Annotated in this window: 18 protein-coding genes; 13 read left to right on the top strand and 5 right to left on the bottom strand. The window is 60.8% G+C overall.

Going from position 1 to position 16,915, the window contains the following annotated elements; all coding sequences use genetic code 11:
* Window positions 1–269 precede the first annotated feature (269 nt).
* The 3 genes from ACTF58_RS08280 (at window position 270) to ACTF58_RS08270 (ending at window position 3,381) form a co-directional block, all read left to right on the top strand.
* Window positions 270–1,556: a lipoprotein-releasing ABC transporter permease subunit gene (locus ACTF58_RS08280; RefSeq protein WP_438991502.1), complete on the top strand. Its 1,287-nt coding sequence runs from the start codon at window positions 270–272 to the stop codon at window positions 1,554–1,556.
* Window positions 1,549–2,232 (top strand): ABC transporter ATP-binding protein, encoded by a 684-nt coding sequence (locus ACTF58_RS08275; protein ID WP_438991501.1) that lies wholly within the window; start codon window positions 1,549–1,551, stop codon window positions 2,230–2,232. Before ACTF58_RS08280 ends, ACTF58_RS08275 begins: the two co-directional genes overlap by 8 nt.
* 156 nt (window positions 2,233–2,388) lie before the next feature.
* Complete coding sequence (locus ACTF58_RS08270; RefSeq protein WP_438991541.1) at window positions 2,389–3,381, top strand: Ldh family oxidoreductase; 993 nt, start codon at window positions 2,389–2,391, stop codon at window positions 3,379–3,381.
* A gap of 57 nt (window positions 3,382–3,438) precedes the next feature.
* On the opposite strand, the gene ACTF58_RS08265 is transcribed toward ACTF58_RS08270, so the two are convergent.
* Together ACTF58_RS08265 and ACTF58_RS08260 are read right to left on the bottom strand one after the other, a co-directional pair.
* The gene (locus ACTF58_RS08265) at window positions 3,439–3,885 is read right to left on the bottom strand and encodes a DMT family transporter (protein WP_438991500.1); all 447 of its coding nucleotides are present in this window, start codon (window positions 3,883–3,885) and stop codon (window positions 3,439–3,441) included.
* A gap of 10 nt (window positions 3,886–3,895) precedes the next feature.
* A complete protein-coding gene (locus ACTF58_RS08260) occupies window positions 3,896–4,306 on the bottom strand; it encodes a PaaI family thioesterase (protein ID WP_438991499.1) in 411 nt (136 codons plus the stop codon).
* Window positions 4,307–4,421: 115 nt separating this feature from the next.
* Between ACTF58_RS08260 and ACTF58_RS08255 the strand changes: the two genes are divergently transcribed.
* Window positions 4,422–4,835 carry a c-type cytochrome gene (locus ACTF58_RS08255; protein ID WP_438991498.1) on the top strand — a complete coding sequence of 138 codons (414 nt, stop codon included), beginning with the start codon at window positions 4,422–4,424 and terminating at the stop codon, window positions 4,833–4,835.
* Window positions 4,836–4,878: 43 nt separating this feature from the next.
* Complete coding sequence (locus ACTF58_RS08250; protein WP_438991497.1) at window positions 4,879–5,286, top strand: c-type cytochrome; 408 nt, start codon at window positions 4,879–4,881, stop codon at window positions 5,284–5,286.
* A 245-nt stretch (window positions 5,287–5,531) separates the two neighbouring features.
* On the opposite strand, the gene ACTF58_RS08245 is transcribed toward ACTF58_RS08250, so the two are convergent.
* Window positions 5,532–6,725 (bottom strand): NAD(P)/FAD-dependent oxidoreductase, encoded by a 1,194-nt coding sequence (locus ACTF58_RS08245; protein ID WP_438991496.1) that lies wholly within the window; start codon window positions 6,723–6,725, stop codon window positions 5,532–5,534.
* A gap of 176 nt (window positions 6,726–6,901) precedes the next feature.
* Here ACTF58_RS08245 and ftsW point away from each other — a divergent pair, with 176 nt between their 5' ends.
* From ftsW to ftsA, 8 genes are all read left to right on the top strand, one after another.
* Window positions 6,902–8,068, top strand: a complete 1,167-nt coding sequence (gene ftsW / locus ACTF58_RS08240; protein WP_438991495.1) for a putative lipid II flippase FtsW — start codon at window positions 6,902–6,904, stop codon at window positions 8,066–8,068.
* Window positions 8,065–9,153: a UDP-N-acetylglucosamine--N-acetylmuramyl-(pentapeptide) pyrophosphoryl-undecaprenol N-acetylglucosamine transferase gene (locus tag ACTF58_RS08235; RefSeq protein ID WP_438991494.1), complete on the top strand. Its 1,089-nt coding sequence runs from the start codon at window positions 8,065–8,067 to the stop codon at window positions 9,151–9,153. The genes ftsW and ACTF58_RS08235 overlap by 4 nt, the downstream gene beginning before the upstream one ends.
* A gap of 13 nt (window positions 9,154–9,166) precedes the next feature.
* Complete coding sequence (gene murC, locus ACTF58_RS08230; protein WP_438991493.1) at window positions 9,167–10,573, top strand: UDP-N-acetylmuramate--L-alanine ligase; 1,407 nt, start codon at window positions 9,167–9,169, stop codon at window positions 10,571–10,573.
* Window positions 10,570–10,821, top strand: a complete 252-nt coding sequence (locus ACTF58_RS08225; RefSeq protein WP_438991492.1) for a DUF2484 family protein — start codon at window positions 10,570–10,572, stop codon at window positions 10,819–10,821. Before murC ends, ACTF58_RS08225 begins: the two co-directional genes overlap by 4 nt.
* Entirely contained in the window at window positions 10,818–11,744 is a 927-nt protein-coding gene (murB, locus tag ACTF58_RS08220) for a UDP-N-acetylmuramate dehydrogenase (protein WP_438991491.1), read from the top strand. The genes ACTF58_RS08225 and murB overlap by 4 nt, the downstream gene beginning before the upstream one ends.
* 82 nt (window positions 11,745–11,826) lie before the next feature.
* Complete coding sequence (locus ACTF58_RS08215; protein ID WP_438991490.1) at window positions 11,827–12,741, top strand: D-alanine--D-alanine ligase; 915 nt, start codon at window positions 11,827–11,829, stop codon at window positions 12,739–12,741.
* Window positions 12,729–13,619 (top strand): cell division protein FtsQ/DivIB, encoded by an 891-nt coding sequence (locus tag ACTF58_RS08210; protein WP_438991489.1) that lies wholly within the window; start codon window positions 12,729–12,731, stop codon window positions 13,617–13,619. Before ACTF58_RS08215 ends, ACTF58_RS08210 begins: the two co-directional genes overlap by 13 nt.
* Entirely contained in the window at window positions 13,616–14,944 is a 1,329-nt protein-coding gene (gene ftsA, locus ACTF58_RS08205; protein WP_438991488.1) for a cell division protein FtsA, read from the top strand. The genes ACTF58_RS08210 and ftsA overlap by 4 nt, the downstream gene beginning before the upstream one ends.
* Before the next feature lie 51 nt (window positions 14,945–14,995).
* Here the strand turns inward: ftsA and ACTF58_RS08200 are convergent, their stop codons facing one another.
* Together ACTF58_RS08200 and ACTF58_RS08195 are read right to left on the bottom strand one after the other, a co-directional pair.
* Window positions 14,996–15,460, bottom strand: coding sequence for a DsrE family protein (locus tag ACTF58_RS08200; RefSeq protein WP_438991487.1), 465 nt, complete (start codon window positions 15,458–15,460; stop codon window positions 14,996–14,998).
* Between the two features lie 123 nt (window positions 15,461–15,583).
* The gene (locus ACTF58_RS08195; RefSeq protein WP_438991486.1) at window positions 15,584–16,789 is read right to left on the bottom strand and encodes a PhnD/SsuA/transferrin family substrate-binding protein; all 1,206 of its coding nucleotides are present in this window, start codon (window positions 16,787–16,789) and stop codon (window positions 15,584–15,586) included.
* Window positions 16,790–16,915: the final 126 nt, after the last annotated feature.

Genomic DNA, 16,915 nt, shown 5'->3' with positions numbered 1-16,915 from the left:
CGCGTGTTTTGAAGTGAGCTGTCGAATGCGCTTTGCGCATCCGACCATCTGGGGGCTGTGCCCCCAGACGCCGTTTTTACCAGGGGTTTCACCCCCAGACACACCTTTAACTGGGGGTTTCACCCCCAGACCCCCGAGGATATTTGTGGCAAAAAGAAAGGGGGGCGGGGTTTGGGGCTGGGCCACTTCCGTGCCGGCTTTGCACGCTTGCGCTTGACCTTGCAGGGCGGGCCGCGCATTTTGCGCATTCCTTATATGTGAGCAGATCTATGGCGTTACCTCCTCCCCCTTTTGCAGGCTTTGAGTGGATGATCGCGTGGCGCTATTTGCGCGCGCGGCGCGCTGAGGGCGGTGTCTCGGTGATGACCTGGATTTCGCTGATCGGGATCACGCTGGCGGTGATGGCGCTGATTGCCACTCTGGCGGTGCGGGCGGGCTTTCGGGCGGAGTTTGTTGACACGATTCTGGGAGCGAATGCCCATATCACGGTTTATCAATCGGCCGAAGTGCAGGCTGACGGGCGGCTTGAGCGCACGATTGCCGACTATGACGCGATGGCGGCGCGGCTGCGCGCCGTGGCGGGCGTGACGCGGGCGGCGCCTTTGGTCAAGGGGCAGGTGATGGCCAGTGCGGGGGCGCGCAATGCGGGGATTGAAGTTTTTGGTATCTCGCAAGACGATTTGATGACGATCCCGCGGATTGTGACGCCGCAAGAGGCCTATGGCGATCTGGGACGGTTTGGCGAGGGGGTCGCGATCGGCTCGGGGGTTGCGCGCGAGCTTGGGGTTGTGGCGGGGGATATGATCAAGGTTATTTCGCCCAACGGGGTCAAGACCGCCTTTGGCACCAGCCCAAGGGTGAAGGCCTATGAGGTTGTCTATATCTTTACGGCGGGGCGCTATGATATTGACCGCACGCGGGTCTATATGCCCTTTGCCGAGGCGCAGGTGTTTTTCAACCGAGAGGGGCGGGCCGACGAGATCGAAGTGATGGTGGCGGCGCCTGACGCTGTGGAGGAGATGACGCTGGCGCTGCTGCGTGCGGGCGGCGATCGGGCGATTTTATGGAGCTGGAAAGACGCCAGTGGCGGCTTCCTTCGGGCGCTTGATATTGAGGACAATGTGATGTTTGTGATCCTGTCGATCCTTGTCTTGATTGCGGCCATGAACATTGTCTCGGGGCTGATCATGCTGGTGAAAAACAAGGGACGCGATATCGGGATTTTGCGCACCATTGGTCTGACGGAAGGGGCGGTTTTGCGGGTGTTTTTTATCTGCGGGGCCTTTACGGGGATCATCGGGACCGCGCTTGGGGTTTTGCTTGGCTGTCTGTTTGCGATCTACATCGATCCGATCTTTGCGATTGTGAACGGGGTGTCGGGCGGCGGCATTTGGGACCCTGCAGTGCGGGGGATTTCGTTTTTGCCTGCGAAATTGCAGGTTCAGGATGTGATGTCTGCTGTGGGGTTGAGCCTTGGGCTGAGTTTTATTGTAACGATTTTTCCGGCGCGGCGTGCGGCGCGGATGAACCCTGTGGAGGCGCTGCGCTATGAGTGATGCGGTGTTGCGCCTGAGGGGGATTGAAAAGACTTACAATGCGGGAAAGCCGAGCGAGATCAAGGTGCTGCGCGGGGCGGATCTGAGCCTTGAGGCGGGCGAAATTGTGGCGCTTGTGGCACCGTCCGGGGCCGGGAAGTCGACGCTTTTGCATATTGGCGGGCTGTTGGATACGCCGAGTGCGGGGACTGTGGAGATCGGCGGACAGGATATGACGGGGCGGGGCGAGCGGCGGCGCACGCGGGTGCGGCGCGAGGATGTGGGGTTTGTCTATCAGTTCCACCATCTATTGCCCGAGTTTAGCGCGCTTGAGAATGTGATGCTGCCGCAGCTGGCCAATGGCGCGGCGCGTGGGGCGGCGAAGGCGCGGGCGCTGGGGCTGTTGGAGCACGTCGGGGTTGCGGCGCGGGCCAGTCACCGGCCTGCGGATATGTCGGGGGGGGAGCAGCAGCGGGTGGCGTTTTGCCGGGCGTTGGCGAATGCGCCGCGCCTGTTGCTGGCGGATGAGCCGACGGGAAATCTTGATCCTGCCACCTCTGATCAGGTGTTTGCGGCCTTGATGGGGCTGGCGCGGGAGACGGGGCTTGCGGCCTTGATTGCGACGCACAACCTTGACTTGGCGGCGCGTATGGACCGCTGTGTCCGCTTGGAAGAGGGTTTGCTTGTGGCTGTTTAAGGCGCGTGCAACGTGGTGTGGGGGCCACCCCCCGCCCCCCGGCCACCGGGGGGGCCCGCCCCCGCACCCCGGAGCGGGGGGGGCCAGCCCCCGCACCCCCGGGATATTTCTGGAAAGAAAAAGGGGGGAGATTGAGGGAGGACCATGACAATGACCATGACCAGAACGGTGACGGTGAAAACACTCGGCGAGATTTATGCGCTGAGCGAGCGGGCGCTTTTGCGCCACGGGGCGGCGCCTTGGGTGGCGGCTCATGTGGCGGATGCTGTGAAAGTGGCGGAGAGCTTTGGCAACAAGATTTGCGGGCTTTATTATCTTGAAAGCTATTGTCAGCAGCTTGAGAGCGGGCGGGTGAAGGGCGATGTCGAGCCTGATGTGCGCCGTGTGCGGCCTGCTGTTGTGACTGTGGATGCGCGCTTTGGCTTTGCGCAGCCTGCTTTTGCGCGGGCTTTGCCTGAGGCTTTGAGTGCGGCGCGCGAATGTGGGGTGGCCAGTCTGGCTGTGGCCCATGCCCATACCTGCACGAGCCTTGGCTATTTTACCGAGCAGATCGCGCGCGCGGGGATGATCGGCGTCGGGATGACCAATGCCAGCCCAATTGTGGCACCTCCCGGGGGCAAGAGCCGTGTGATTGGCACCAACCCGATGGCCTTTGCTGTGCCCGACGGGGCGGGCGGTGTGGCGATGATGTTTGATCAGAGCACGACCACTGTGGCGCTTGGCAAGATCACCATGGCCAAGGCGGCGGGGCAGGCTATTCCTGAGGGCTGGGCTTTGGACAAGGACGGCCAGCCGACCACGGACCCTGAGGCGGCGCTTGGCGGCTCGCTTGTGAGCATGGGCGGCTATAAGGGCTGGGGCTTTGGTCTGATGGCGGAGCTATTGGTCGCGGGAATGACGGGGAGCCTTGCGAGCCTTGATGTGAAGCCTTTGAAGGCACCGACGGGCGCGCCGCATGATTTGGGGCAATATTATTTGTTGATTGATCCGGCTGCGTCGGGGGCCTTTGAGGACCGTCTCGCGCAGGTTGCGGCGGCTGTGGCCGAGGACGAGGGCGCGCGGATGCCCGGGCAGGGCAAGGTTGCGATGTCTTCTGTTGAGGTTGACCCCGCGTTTTGGGCCAAGATCGAGGCTTTGGCGGCGGGCTGAGGCGCGCGGTGGGCCACGCAGAGCAGAGTGGAGCAGAGCAGAGTAGAGTAGAGGGCGTCAGGCCTGTTGGGTGAGCCAGACGCCTGAGGCCATGAGGGCGATCCCGCCGGCGCGGGTGAGCGACAGCGGGGAGACACGTGCGCCGAAGAGGCCGAAGTGATCAATCAGAGCGGCGGAAATGAGCTGGCCCAAGAGAACAAAGAAGACCGCGTTGCCGACGCCAAAGCGGGGTGCGACCCATGTGATGGAGAGCACGTAGAAGGCCACCAGAAGCCCTGCGAGAAACAGGTGTTTGGGCTGTGCGGGGGCTTTGGCAAGGGCGCTGGCGCTGCCTGTGACAAAGAGCATGACCACCGCCGCCGAGAGCGCGACGCAAAACAGGATGGCGCCTGCGGCGAAGGGTGTGCCGAGGCGGGTGCCGAGGCTGGCATTGAGCGCGGCGAGCATGGGAATTCCGAAGCCCGCGGCGAGCATGAGGAGGATATAGACAGGTGTGCTGTGCATGGGGTGTCTTTCAAGCGAGGTAAAATGTGGCGGTGGCGGTTGCAATATCCTTGCCCGACGGGGCGGCGCGCAGGCGCGCGCGTGTGAAGATCAGGTTGCGGCCCGGTTTGACGATCTCGGCGTCGCAAATGATGGCTTCTCCGAGGCCCGGGCGCAGGAATTGCACCTCTAGATTGGTTGTGGCGACGGGCTTCATCGCGCCAAAGAGGCCTGCGCAGGCAAAGACCATGGCAGTATCGGCGAGGGCGGCGAGAGCCTGACCCGAGAGCACATCGCCCATGCGCGTCAGATTGGGTGTGATTGGCATTTGCAGGGTTGCGCCTGTCGGGCTGATGGCTGTGATTGTCAGATCAAGCGCGCGCACCCATGGGGCAAAGTCTTGATCAAAAATGGCTTGGGCGTCTTCTGGGGTCAGGCTCATGGGCGTCTCTTTTTGGAGCAGAGTGGCACGGCGCGCGCGGATGATCCAGATCAAAGCGTGGCTTTGGCGACTGCGGGCAGACTGGCTGAAACGGAGAGGCGCGATGGAACATAGGATGAGACTGGTTTTGGCTCTGGCTGTGGCTCTTGGGTTTGGCCTTTTGGCGGGCTGCACCGAAGAGGCGGGGCGTTTTGGCGGATCTGAGAGCGGATCACGGCTGTTTGCGCAGAACTGTGCGGCCTGCCACGGCGCAGACGGGCGTGCAGAGGGGGGTGTGGCGGCGGGGCTTGAGCAGGCGCCTGCGGACCTCACACTCATTGCAGAGCGCAATGGGGGCCGCTTTCCTGCCGATGATGTGCTGGCCAAGATACATGGCTACGGTGGGCCGGGGCATTTTGGCGATATGCCTGATTTTGCCGATCTTGAGGCCGGTGGCACCGTGATGTGGGAGACGCAAAACGGGCAGAAAATCGCCACGCCAAGCGCGCTTGTGGCGCTTGTGTCGTATTTGGAAGGCTTGCAGCGCTAGGGGCGTTTCTTTAGGCTCAAGGAAACCACAAAGGGGCGAGCGGATGCGGTATGTTTTAACAGGATTGGCGGCGGGTGTATTGGCGGTTGCGGGCTGTATGGAGGCCGAGATGCCGGATGCGGGCGAGGGCCGTGCAGCTTATGACGCGAATTGTGCGATGTGTCACGGGGCCGCTGGCAAGGGCGACGGGGCGCTTGCGGGCGATCTGAGTGTCGCACCTGTGGATCTGACCCGTCTGACGCGCGACAATGGCGGCAGTTTTCCTGTCAATCGTGTGCTGAGTTATATCGACGGCTATAAACGCCAAGCGCCCGAGGCCGTTGAGATGCCCGAGTTCGGGCTTTTGCTGGAGGGGCCAAGCGTGCCTGTGGCGACGGGGGAGGGCGTTTTGACGCCGACGCCACGGCCTTTGGCGGCGCTTCTGGCCTATCTGGAGAGCATTCAGGGCTAGGCAGTTTTGAGGCGGGTTGCGTGCACTCCGCAGGCGGGAGGGAGCCTCCTGCACCACAGGCTAGGCGGGGGACCAGTCCCCCGCACCACAGAACAGGCGGGGGACCAGTCCCCCGCACCCCCTGGGATATTTTTAGAAAGAAAAAGACGGGTTTGGGCGCGCAGGTTTTGCGCAGGTTTTGCGCTGGTTTTGCGCTGGTTTTGCGCGCTGTTTGCGGGGCTGGTGGGGGCGCTTTGGGGCATTTGCTATGAGCGGGTGTCGGAGGGCCGGGCAATGTTGCGGGCTGCGGCCATGGCAGAGGACCAAGCCCATTGGAAATTGAACCCGCCGAGCCAGCCTGTGACATCTACGCATTCGCCGATCATGTAGAGGCCTTTCTGGAGGCTGCTTTCCATGGATTTCGAGCTGATCTCTCTTGTGGAGATACCGCCAAGGGTGACTTCGGCGGTGCGGTAGCCCTCTGTGGCGGTGGGTTTAAGCTGCCAGTTTTGTAGGGTGTGCACGATTTCGGTGAGGCGGGCATCGGACTGATCGGCGAGGTTGCCTGAGAGGGCCAGCGGGGCTGTGAGATGCTCGACGAGTTTGGCGGGCAGGTGGCGGGCAAGCTCTGTTGTGAGCTGTTTGCGGCCTTGGCTCTGGCGCTGGCGGCGCAGGGCCTCATACAGCGTATTTTGCGGATCAAGATTGAGGGTGATGGCCTCGCCCTCCTGCCAGTAGGAGGAGATTTGCAGCATGGCGGGGCCAGAGAGGCCACGATGGGTGAAGAGCGTGGCCTCGTCAAAACTTGTCTGGCCTGCTGTGGCGCGGGTTTGGGCGGCTGTGCCTGACAGGGGCGTGAAGGGATTGTCGGAGAAGGTGAAGGGCACAAGGGCGGGGCGCGTCTCGGTGAGGTTGTGGCCGAACTGCTCGGCGATCTCGTAGGCCAGCCCCGTTGCGCCCATTTTGGGGATGGATTTGCCGCCTGTGGCGAGCACAAGGTTGCGCGCGAGGACGGTCTTGCGCTTGCCTTTGTGCTCCAGCGTCGCGGCGAAGTCTGTGCCGTCGTGGGTCACGCTGATCACTGTGGTTTCAAGCCAGAGCGCGGCCTCTGCGCGGGCCATCTCGGCGAGCAGCATATCGATGATCTGGGTGGATTTGCCGTCACAGAAGAGCTGACCGAGGGTCTTTTCGTGATAGGCGATGCCGTGCTTGGCGACCAGCTCGATAAAGTCCCACTGGGTGTAGCGCGCGAGGGCGGATTTGGCGAAATGCGGGTTCTCAGAGAGGAAGTTTGCAGGCGTGCAATACATATTGGTAAAGTTGCAGCGCCCGCCGCCTGAGATGCGGATTTTCTCGCCCGGTTTTTTGGCATGATCGATGACGAGCGTGTTTGGCCCCGCGTGGGCGGCACACATGAGGCCGGCGGCGCCTGCGCCTAGGATGAGTGTGTTGACTTGCATCAGGGGGAGCTAATCTCAAGCGCAGGCTTTGGCAACCTCTTGCCTTGGAGGCGATTGGGCGGCTTTTTCACCACTTTGGCGCGAATCGCCTACTTCCCAAAGGCGAATCACCATGCTAAACTGGCAGGAACAGACCCCGAAAAGGGGCGGTTGAGGCAGCTTGCGGTGACATTGAAATGACAGAGATGGTGTATGGCACGGTTCCCGTGCAATCGGGCGAACCTGTGCTTCCCAAGTGGTGGCGCACGATAGATAAGTGGACGCTGTCGTGTATTTTGCTGCTGTTTGCGATCGGGCTGTTGCTTGGGCTGGCGGCCAGCCCGCCTCTGGCGGAGCGCAACGGCTTTGGCGCCTTTCATTATGTGCAGCGGCAAGCCGTTTTTGGCGGTCTGGCGCTGATGGCGATGCTGGTCACGTCGATGATGCCGCCGCAGCTTGTGCGGCGTTTGGCTGTGATCGGCTTTCTGGTTTCCTTTGTGGCGCTGCTTGGTTTGCCTGTTTTTGGCACGGATTTCGGCAAGGGGGCTGTGCGTTGGTATAGTCTCGGCTTTGCTTCGCTGCAGCCCAGCGAGTTTTTGAAGCCCGGATTTATTGTGGTGACGGCGTGGCTGATGGCGGCGAGCTTTCAGATCAACGGGCCGCCCGGCAAGGCGCTGTCGTTTGCGCTTTTGATTATCGTCGCGTTTATTCTCGCGATGCAGCCTGATTTTGGTCAGGCGGCTTTGCTCCTGTTTGGCTGGGGCGTTATGTATTTTATCGCGGGTGCGCCTATGATTTTGCTGATCAGCCTTGCGGGCGCTGTGGTGGCGGCGGGGAGCTTTGCCTATTCGGCGTCCGAGCATTTTGCGCGCCGTATTGACGGCTTTCTCAGCCCCGATATCGACCCGCGCACGCAGCTTGGCTATGCCACCAATGCGATCCGCGAGGGCGGCTTTTTTGGCGTGGGTGTTGGCGAGGGGCAGGTCAAGTGGAGCCTGCCTGACGCGCATACAGACTTTATCATTGCGGTGGCGGCGGAAGAATACGGCCTCATTCTCGTGATCTCTATCATTGCGCTCTATGCCTGTATTGTCGTGCGCTCCATGATGCGCCTTATTCGCGAGCGCGATCCGTTTATCCGCCTTGCGGGCACGGGGCTTGCGGCGATCTTCGGGGTGCAGGCGATGATCAACCTCGGGGTTGCGGTCAGGCTGTTGCCCGCCAAAGGCATGACCTTGCCCTTTGTGAGCTACGGCGGGTCTTCGCTGATTGCGGGGGGGATTGCTGTGGGTATGTTGCTTGCATTTACACGCTCAAGGCCGCAAGGGGAGATTGATGATATCTTCAGGGGTCAGAAGAGATGAGTGAGCACAAACCGCTGCTGATTATTGCGGCGGGAGGAACCGGCGGGCATATGTTTCCTGCGCAGGCACTGGCGGAGCGGATGTTGCGCGCGGGATGGCGTGTGAAGCTGAGCACGGATGCGCGCGGCGCACGTTACACAGGCGGATTTCCCCATTCGGTTGAAATAGAGCAGGTGGCCTCCTCGACCTTTGCGCGCGGTGGGCTGTTGAGCAAGCTTGTGGTTCCGTTCCGGATTTTGGGCGGTGTTTTGGCCGCGAGCGTTAAGATGTTGCGCGACAAGCCTGCTGTTGTGGTTGGCTTTGGCGGCTATCCGAGTATCCCTGCGATGGCGGCGGCGTGGCTGTTGCGCAAGCCGTGTATGATCCATGAGCAAAACGGGGTTTTGGGGCGGGTGAACACGCTTTTTGCCAAGCGGGTTGATGTTGTGGCTTGCGGCACCTGGCCGACCACATTGCCAGAGGGCGTTGAGGGTATCCACACAGGCAACCCTGTGCGGGGCACTGTGCGGGAGCGCGCGGGGGCGGGGTATATCACGCCGGGTGCCTACCCGATGTCTCTTTTGGTGATCGGTGGCTCGCAGGGGGCGCGGATTCTGAGCGATATTGTGCCTGCGGCGATTGCCATGCTTCCCGAGGCTTTGTTGGAGCATCTGCGGGTGGCCCATCAGGCGCGCGAGGAGGATGGCGCGCGGGTTGCGGCGTTTTATGCCGATCATGGTATTCCAGCCGAAGTTGAGCCGTTTTTTCAGGATGTGCCAGCGCGCATCAGCGAGGCGCAGTTGATTATCTCGCGCTCGGGGGCGTCTTCGGTGGCGGATATTTCCGTGATCGGGCGGCCTTCGATCCTTATTCCTTTTGCCGCCGCGGCGGGAGATCATCAGAGCGCAAATGCGCGCGGGCTGGCCGAGGCGGGCGGGGCGATTGTGATCCCTGAAAGCAAGCTGACGGCAGAGGCTTTGAGCGAGCAGATCTTGAGTGTGATGGACACAGAAGAGGGCGCGCGGATGATGGCTGCGGCGGCGCTGTCTGTGTCAAAGCCCGAGGCGGCAGAAGAATTGCAAAAGCTGGTCGAAGAACTGGCGTAGAAAGGGTAGTAATATGAGTGCAGCAGCGACGAAGCTTCCGGGCGATGTAGGGGCGATCCATTTTGTCGGGATCGGCGGGATCGGGATGTCGGGGATTGCCGAGGTGCTGCTGACCCATGGTTACAGGGTGCAAGGCTCGGACCTCAAGCGCAGCAAGATCACCGACCGTTTGGCCGAGATGGGCGCGACTATTTTTGAAGGCCAGAAGGCCGAAAACCTCGCCGAGGCGCAGGTTGTTGTGATTTCCTCCGCGATCAAGCCGGGCAACCCCGAGCTTGACGAAGCGCGCCTTAAGGGGCTGCCTGTTGTGCGCCGTGCAGAGATGCTGGCTGAGCTGATGCGGCTCAAATCCAACATTGCGGTGGCGGGCACGCATGGCAAGACGACGACCACAACGATGGTTGCAGCGCTTCTGGATCATGGCAAATTTGACCCCACGGTTGTGAACGGCGGGATCATTCACGCCTATGGCTCCAATGCGCGCACGGGCGAGGGCGAGTGGATGGTTGTGGAGGCCGACGAGAGCGACGGCACGTTCAACCGCCTGCCAGCCACAATTGCGATTGTGACCAATATCGACCCTGAGCACATGGAGCACTGGGGCACAGAAGAAAACCTGCACCGCGGGTTTTACGAGTTTGTGTCAGGGATCCCGTTTTATGGCATAGCTGTTTGTTGCACCGATGACAGCGATGTGCAGACTTTGGTGGGCAAGCTCACCGACCGCCGCGTTGTCACTTACGGCTTCAATGCGCAGGCCGATGTGCGCGCGGTCAACTTGCACTATAAAGACGGCGCGGCGTGCTTTGATATTGTCTTGCAGAGCGAGGGCAAGCGGATTGACGGCTGCACCTTGCCTATGCCCGGGGATCACAATGTTTCCAATGCGTTGAGCGCTGTGGCTGTGGCGCGGCATTTGGGCATGAAGCTTGATGAAATTCGCGCCGCTCTGGCGGCCTTTGGCGGGGTGAACCGCCGCTTTACCAAGGTGGGTGTTGTCAACGGGGTCACGATTATTGACGATTATGGCCATCACCCCACCGAGATTGCCGCTGTGCTCAAGGCGGCGCGGCAGGCCTCTGAGGGGCGTATTATTGCGGTGCATCAGCCGCACCGCTACACGCGGCTGCACCACCATTTCGCCGAGTTTTGCGCCTGTTTTAACGAGGCGGATGTTGTCGGCATTGCAGATGTTTATAGCGCGGGCGAAGCGCCGATTGAGGGCGCGAGCCGTGATGACTTGATCGCGGGTTTGATTGCCCATGGTCACCGCAACGCGCAGGCTGTGCCGGATGAGGCGACACTTTTGGCGCTGGTGAGGGCCGAGGCCAAAGCGGGGGATATGGTTGTTTGTCTTGGTGCGGGCACGATCAGTGCTTGGGCCAATGGGTTGCCTGTGGCGCTTGGGGCGGGTGAATGACGCTTTCGCTGACATTGGCGTGCCTTTGGGCGGCGGCGGCAAACATTCTTGCCATGCTGCCGAGCCGCGATAATCTCTGGGGCCGCGCTTACGGGCTGATCGGCCTTGGCATTCCGCTTTTGGGCTATGTGACCTATGAAAACGGCCCTTGGGTTGGTCTTCTGGTTCTTGTGGCTGCGATGAGTATGTTGCGCTGGCCTGTGATTTATCTGATGCGCTGGCTGCGCGGCTTGGGGCGCGCGCGATGAGCCACACTCTGCCAGAGGTGCGTGGCACGCTGCGCGCGGGCAAGCTTTTGAGCGAGCTGACATGGCTGCGCGTGGGCGGGCCTGCGGACTGGCTCTTTGGCCCTGCAGATCTGGACGATCTGGCGGGTTTTATGGCGGCGCTTGATCCTTCTGTTGCGGTTTTCCCTATGGGCGTTGGCTCCAACCTGATTGTGCGCGACGGTGGCTTGCGTGCTGTTGTGATCAAAATGGGGCGCGGGTTTAACCATATCGAGATTGAGGGAAACCGCGTGCGCGCGGGCGCGGCGGCGCTGGATGCGCACGTGGCGCGCAAAGCGGCGGATGCGGGGATTGATCTGACGTTCCTGCGCACCATTCCCGGCGCGGTTGGCGGCGCGGTCAAGATGAATGCGGGCTGTTATGGCCGCTATATCGCCGATGTCTTTGTCAGCGCCAAAGCGGTGACGCGGGGCGGAGAGATTATCACGCTTGGGCCTGATGATCTGAAATTTGAATACCGCCAGAGCGCGCTGCCTGAGGGCATGGTCTTGGTTGAGGCCACGTTTGAGGGGCCGGGCGCTGCGCCTGAGGCGCTTCATGCGCGGATGGAGGAGCAGCTTGCCAAGCGCGATGCGACCCAGCCAACCAAAGAACGCAGTGCGGGCAGCACCTTTCGCAACCCAGCGGGTTATAGCTCGACAGGGCAGGCTGACGACAGCCACGCGCTGAAGGCGTGGACAGTGATTGACGAGGCAGGGATGCGCGGCGCACGGCGTGGTGGCGCGCAGATGAGCGAGATGCACTCCAACTTCATGATCAACGCGGGCGGCGCAACAGCCGCCGACCTTGAGGGTCTTGGCGAAGAGGTGCGAAAAAAGGTTTACGAAAACAGCGGGATCACGCTAGAGTGGGAAATTATGAGGGTTGGCGAACCAACCCCGTGAGTCAGGCACTATCAAACGACAAAACAACAGACGATAAACAGCAACGAGGGCCAAAAATGGCCCCAAAATTAGGCGGATCGGGATGTCGGGCAGGACAACCCCCAAAGTAGCAGTGTTGATGGGCGGACCATCGGCGGAGCGCGAGGTGTCTCTCGTGTCAGGCCGAGAATGTGCCAATGCGCTGCGCGAAGAGGGCTATGAGGTTACAGAGCTGGACGCTGGGCAAGATATTGCCGAGCGTTTGCGCGCGCTTGCCCCTGATGTTGTTTTTAATGCTTTGCACGGACGCTGGGGCGAAGACGGCTGTGTGCAGGGTCTGCTTGAGTGGCTGCATCTTCCTTACACGCATTCGGGCGTTTTGGCCTCTGCGCTGGCGATGGACAAGGAGCGCACCAAAGAGGTTTACCGCGCCCATGGCTTGCCTGTTGTGCCCTCGCTTCTGGCCGCAAAAGCCGATGTGAGCGCGGCACACGTGATGGCCCCGCCCTATGTTGTGAAGCCCTACAATGAAGGCTCCTCTGTCGGGGTTTATATTGTGAAGGAAGCGGCGAACGGGCCGCCCCAGCTTGACGCGTCAATGCCTGAGACCGTCATGGTCGAGGCCTATGCGGCGGGGCGCGAGCTGACCACCACGGTGATGGGCGATCAGGCGCTGACTGTGACCGAGATTATCACCGAGGGGTGGTATGATTATGACGCGAAATACACCGAGGGCGGCTCGCGCCATGTCTGCCCTGCTGATATTCCGCAGGATATTTTCGAGCTTTGCATGGAATACGCCGTGACTGCGCATCAGGCGCTTGGCTGTCGTGGTGTGAGCCGCACCGATTATCGCTGGGACGAAGCGCGCGGAGCCGAAGGCCTTGTTTTGCTTGAAACCAACACGCAGCCCGGGATGACCCCGACCTCGCTCAGCCCCGAGCAGGCGCGCGCTGTTGGGATGAGCTTTGGGGCGCTTTGTGCTTGGATGGTGGAGGATGCGTCATGTCTGAGATGAGAGCGCCGCGTTTTTCAAACAAGGCAGATCCGGCACCGAGCCGTTGGAGCTACCGCTATCAGCGCTTGATGCTGACGCCGATGTTTCGTTTGGCGCTGCGCTTCGGGGTGCCTTTTGCGATCTCTTTGAGTGTCGGGCTTGTCTATTTTGCCGATCAAGGGCGTCGGGACAATTTCAACATTGCCTTTGCCGACTTGCGCGCAGAGATCAAGAACCGCCCCGAATTTATGGTCAAGCTGATGGCGATTGACGGGGCGACTGCGGCCTTGGGCGAAGATATCCGCGCCGTCGTTCCGTTTGATTTTCCGCTGTCGTCCTTTGAGTTTGATTTGGAAGAAATCCGCCAGAATGTGGCGGCTCTGCCAGCTGTGAAATCGGCGCGGATCAAGATCAAGTCGGGCGGGATTTTGCAGATTGATATTGAGGAGCGCCAGCCTGTTGCGATCTGGCGCAGGCTTGAGGGCCTCTCGCTTCTGGACGGCGAGGGCGTCGCCTTTCGCGAGATTGGTAGCCGCCACGAGCGCTCTGACTTGCCGCTGATTGCGGGCGACGGGGCGGCGTATGAGCTGGCGGAAGCCATGCAAATTCTCTCGGTTGCAGCGCCTTTGCAGGACCGCTTGCGCGGGGTTGCACGGATTGGCGAGCGCCGCTGGGATGTGGTTCTGGATCGGGATCAGCGGATCATGCTGCCAGAAGATCGGCCTGTGCAGGCGCTGCAACGGGTGCTTGCGCTGAACACGGCGCGCGACCTTTTGGGGCGGGATGTGACGGTTGTGGATATGCGGGTGGCGCATCGCCCGACTTTGAGAATGAGTGACGCGGCAACGCGCGAGCGCTGGAAGGCGCGCGCGACGGAAGTGAAAGTGGAAGACCAATGATCGAGCTTTACGAATCCCAACGCGCCATGCGCAATATGCGGCGCGCAGCCATGCAGCGAGGCGTGATTGCCATTCTGGATGTGGGCAGTTCCAAGATTGCCTGTCTTGTGTTGCGCTTTGATGGCAGTGAGGTTTTGGGCGATACGGTTGTGTCGATGGCGGGGCAGGCGGGCTTTCGTGTGATTGGCGCGGCGACGACGCGCTCGCGCGGGGTGCGCTTTGGCGAGATCGACACAATGGCGGAAACCGAACGCGCCATTCGCACCGCTGTTCAGGCGGCGCAGAAAATGGCGAACATTCGTGTGGATCATGTGATTGCCTGTTTTTCCGGAGGCGATCCGCGCTCATACGGGCTTGTCGGAGGCGTAGACCTTGACGGGCAAATGGTGAGTGATGAAGACGTGAGCCGTGTGCTGAGCGCCTGTGATGTGCCTGATATTGGGGTGGCGCGCGAGGTGCTTCATGCGCAGCCTGTCAACTTTGCGCTGGACCACCGCTCGGGTCTGTCTGATCCGCGGGGACAAATGGGCGCGCGTCTGGCCGCGGATATGCATCTTTTGTCTGTCGATGGCTCGGTGATCCAGAATTTAGCGCATTGTGTGCGCCGCTGTGATCTGGAGCTGGCGGGGATCTATTCGTCTTCCTATGCGTCGGGGTATGCGGCACTTGTGGAAGACGAGCAAGAGCTTGGCGCGGCCTGTATTGACATGGGCGGCGGCACCACGGGTGTTTCGATCTTTATGAAGAAGCACATGATTTATGCCGATGCTGTGCGCCTTGGTGGCGACCATGTAACCGGCGATATTTCGATGGGTCTGCAAGTGCCGATGAGCACGGCGGAGCGCATCAAGACGTTTTATGGCGGCGTTGTGGCCACCGGCATGGACGACCGCGAGATGATTGATATGGGCGGGGATACCGGCGACTGGGAGCATGACCGTCGCTCTGTGAGCCGCACCGAACTGATCGGGATCATGCGTCCGCGTGTGGAAGAAATCCTTGAGGAGGTGCGCGCCAAGCTGGATGCGGCGGGCTTTGACCACCTGCCCAGCCAGCAGATCGTTTTGACGGGGGGCGCAAGCCAGATCCCTGGACTGGACGGGTTGGCGAGCCGCATTCTGGGCCAGCAAGTGCGCCTTGGGCGGCCTGTGCGGGTTCAGGGCTTGCCGCAGGCGGCCACGGGTCCGGGCTTTGCCAGCGCGGTGGGGCTGTCGCTTTTTGCGGCGCATCCGCAAGACGAGTGGTGGGACTTCGAGCTGCCTGTGGACCGCTACCCTGCGCGTTCGCTCAAACGCGTGATGCGCTGGTTCCGTGACAATTGGTAAGATAAAAAGGCCGCCCCAAATGGAGCGGCCTTTGGCTTTTGAGGTGCAAGCTTAGGGCTTGATGTAGGTGTAGCCTTGCAGTTGCAGATGTGAAAGCTCGGCCACACCGCTTGGCACGATGTCTTCTTCGTAGACGTCAAAGAGATCATTCTCATAAGAGATTTTGCGGCCCTTCAGGGTGTTGTTGCAGACGTGCACGGCGACGTTCTGACCCTTGAGCTCAAGCACTTGCCCGCGCAGGGCTTCGTTTGCTTTGGCTTGGGACAAAAGGCCAAGGCCGTTGCCGTGGAGCACAACTTTGATATCCATGTTCTCGGCGCCGACGGCGTTGATGTGGTTTTGGATGTTGCGCATGGCGCCGCGATATTTTTTGTCGTCCTGACCGCCATCATAATTGATGTGATAAACGACTTTCTGCTTGCCGTAGCGCTCGTTGGCCTCGGCGCTTGCGGTTGTAAAAACAAAGCTGGCGGCTGCGATGGTCAGAGCCATGGCCATTGAAATAAGTTTCTTCATGATCGTCTCCCTCTTGGTTCGGTTGCTTGCTGCAACGCTAGGGTCATCATGACAGGCGTGAGCCAGATGCACAGCTGGGGGGAACCATGGGTTTGGGGCTAGGGCGATGCCTAGGGTGGGCTTTCAGCTCGCCAAGGCGACCAGCTGGCTTGAGGAGCGGGCCTCATATTTTTTCAACAGGTTGGCGCGGTGAAACTCGACTGTCTTCGGGCTTATCCCGAGTTTGCGGGCGATTTCTTTTGAAGAAAAGCCCTCTGCGATGAGGCCCAGAATTTCGCGCTCGCGGTTGGTCAGCTCGGGCTGAGGCGTGCCAGAGGGGGGGCGCGCCAGAGGGCGCTTGAGGCGTAGAGCGGCGGCGAGCAACAGAAGTGGCAAGAGCACGCTGCCGATCAGCAGCGGCCAGCTGCGCCAGAGTTTTTGCAAAAGGCTGAGCGCTTCGACACGCTGGGCATAGGCTTCGTTGAGCTCCTCGACGGCGTGATAGGCGACGGGGGCTGTCCAGACATAGCGCAGGCGTCTGGCTTCGCTGTGCGGGCTGGTCTTGGCACTAAGAAGCGCCAGTGCCACGCTGTCGCGCAAGGCAGGATCAACCCCAGCCAGAGCGGCGAAGGGCCATTCGGGATAGAGCCGCGTGCTGATACGGTTGGGGTGGTCATAGGTTGCGCTGGTGTTGAGATAGGTGAAATCGCTGGCGTTGTAGTGACCATCGGCAATCAACCTCTCGATCAGCCCGCTGCGCACGATTCCGATATCGGCGCGCCCTGTCGCGACACGGGTCACGACCTCATCCATTGGGAAGCCAACAAAGACCAATTCGGCAGTCTCTGTGAAGAGATTGAGGCCCGCATTGTCAAACTCGCGCCACGCGGTTTGAAATCCGCCAAAGGCCATCTTGTCGATGGCGGCGACAGTCTTGCCTGCGGCGTCGGTCAGCACGGTGATGCCTGTATCGGCGCGGGCAAAAATAAGGCTGCCAAAGTCGCTTTCATAATGGCCGTCGCTTTGCAGGACGCTGCGCGAGGCGATCACGCTCATGGCATGTTTGGCGCTGAGGTCGACGAAGTGGCCCGGGTTTGTCAGGACAAAATCGACTTGGCCTGAGGCGATCTGTGTCGATGCCGAGGCGAGCGTGAGCGGGACAAGCTCGAAGCGATAGGCGGGCAGGGAGGAATCAAGATAGGTTTTGAGGCCATGCCAGCGCGCGAGCGCGTCTTCATACCCAAGATAGGCCAGCACGCCGATACGGGCTATGGGGGTGTTGTCTTGGGCGCGTGCTGGCGAGCAGCAGGCCAAGGCCATCATGATCACAGCTATCAATCTTTTGAGCATATGCTCCTCCCGCCTCTTTATAGGGCGGCAAGCGCAGCGCTGGCAAATGCGCAATGCGGGCGGGGCACAGAAAAACTCCGCAGCTTTGTGCAGGAAGACTGGAAGCCTTTGAAAACTTATGATAGG

This window comes from Lentibacter sp., assembly GCF_965657785.1.
Taxonomy (GTDB): Bacteria; Pseudomonadota; Alphaproteobacteria; order Rhodobacterales; family Rhodobacteraceae; genus Lentibacter.
Note: the sequence above shows the minus strand (reverse complement) of the source record. Positions and strands in the feature narration are given on the sequence as shown.

Coding starts and splice junctions, on each gene's coding strand:
- ACTF58_RS08280 (WP_438991502.1), top strand. CDS start 270: ATGGCGTTACCTCCTCCCCCTTTTGCAGGCTTTGAGTGGATGATCGCG.
- ACTF58_RS08275 (WP_438991501.1), top strand. CDS start 1,549: ATGAGTGATGCGGTGTTGCGCCTGAGGGGGATTGAAAAGACTTACAAT.
- ACTF58_RS08270 (WP_438991541.1), top strand. CDS start 2,389: ATGACCAGAACGGTGACGGTGAAAACACTCGGCGAGATTTATGCGCTG.
- ACTF58_RS08265 (WP_438991500.1), bottom strand. CDS start 3,885: ATGCACAGCACACCTGTCTATATCCTCCTCATGCTCGCCGCGGGCTTC.
- ACTF58_RS08260 (WP_438991499.1), bottom strand. CDS start 4,306: ATGAGCCTGACCCCAGAAGACGCCCAAGCCATTTTTGATCAAGACTTT.
- ACTF58_RS08255 (WP_438991498.1), top strand. CDS start 4,422: ATGAGACTGGTTTTGGCTCTGGCTGTGGCTCTTGGGTTTGGCCTTTTG.
- ACTF58_RS08250 (WP_438991497.1), top strand. CDS start 4,879: ATGCGGTATGTTTTAACAGGATTGGCGGCGGGTGTATTGGCGGTTGCG.
- ACTF58_RS08245 (WP_438991496.1), bottom strand. CDS start 6,725: ATGCAAGTCAACACACTCATCCTAGGCGCAGGCGCCGCCGGCCTCATG.
- ftsW (WP_438991495.1), top strand. CDS start 6,902: ATGACAGAGATGGTGTATGGCACGGTTCCCGTGCAATCGGGCGAACCT.
- ACTF58_RS08235 (WP_438991494.1), top strand. CDS start 8,065: ATGAGTGAGCACAAACCGCTGCTGATTATTGCGGCGGGAGGAACCGGC.
- murC (WP_438991493.1), top strand. CDS start 9,167: ATGAGTGCAGCAGCGACGAAGCTTCCGGGCGATGTAGGGGCGATCCAT.
- ACTF58_RS08225 (WP_438991492.1), top strand. CDS start 10,570: ATGACGCTTTCGCTGACATTGGCGTGCCTTTGGGCGGCGGCGGCAAAC.
- murB (WP_438991491.1), top strand. CDS start 10,818: ATGAGCCACACTCTGCCAGAGGTGCGTGGCACGCTGCGCGCGGGCAAG.
- ACTF58_RS08215 (WP_438991490.1), top strand. CDS start 11,827: ATGTCGGGCAGGACAACCCCCAAAGTAGCAGTGTTGATGGGCGGACCA.
- ACTF58_RS08210 (WP_438991489.1), top strand. CDS start 12,729: ATGTCTGAGATGAGAGCGCCGCGTTTTTCAAACAAGGCAGATCCGGCA.
- ftsA (WP_438991488.1), top strand. CDS start 13,616: ATGATCGAGCTTTACGAATCCCAACGCGCCATGCGCAATATGCGGCGC.
- ACTF58_RS08200 (WP_438991487.1), bottom strand. CDS start 15,460: ATGAAGAAACTTATTTCAATGGCCATGGCTCTGACCATCGCAGCCGCC.
- ACTF58_RS08195 (WP_438991486.1), bottom strand. CDS start 16,789: ATGCTCAAAAGATTGATAGCTGTGATCATGATGGCCTTGGCCTGCTGC.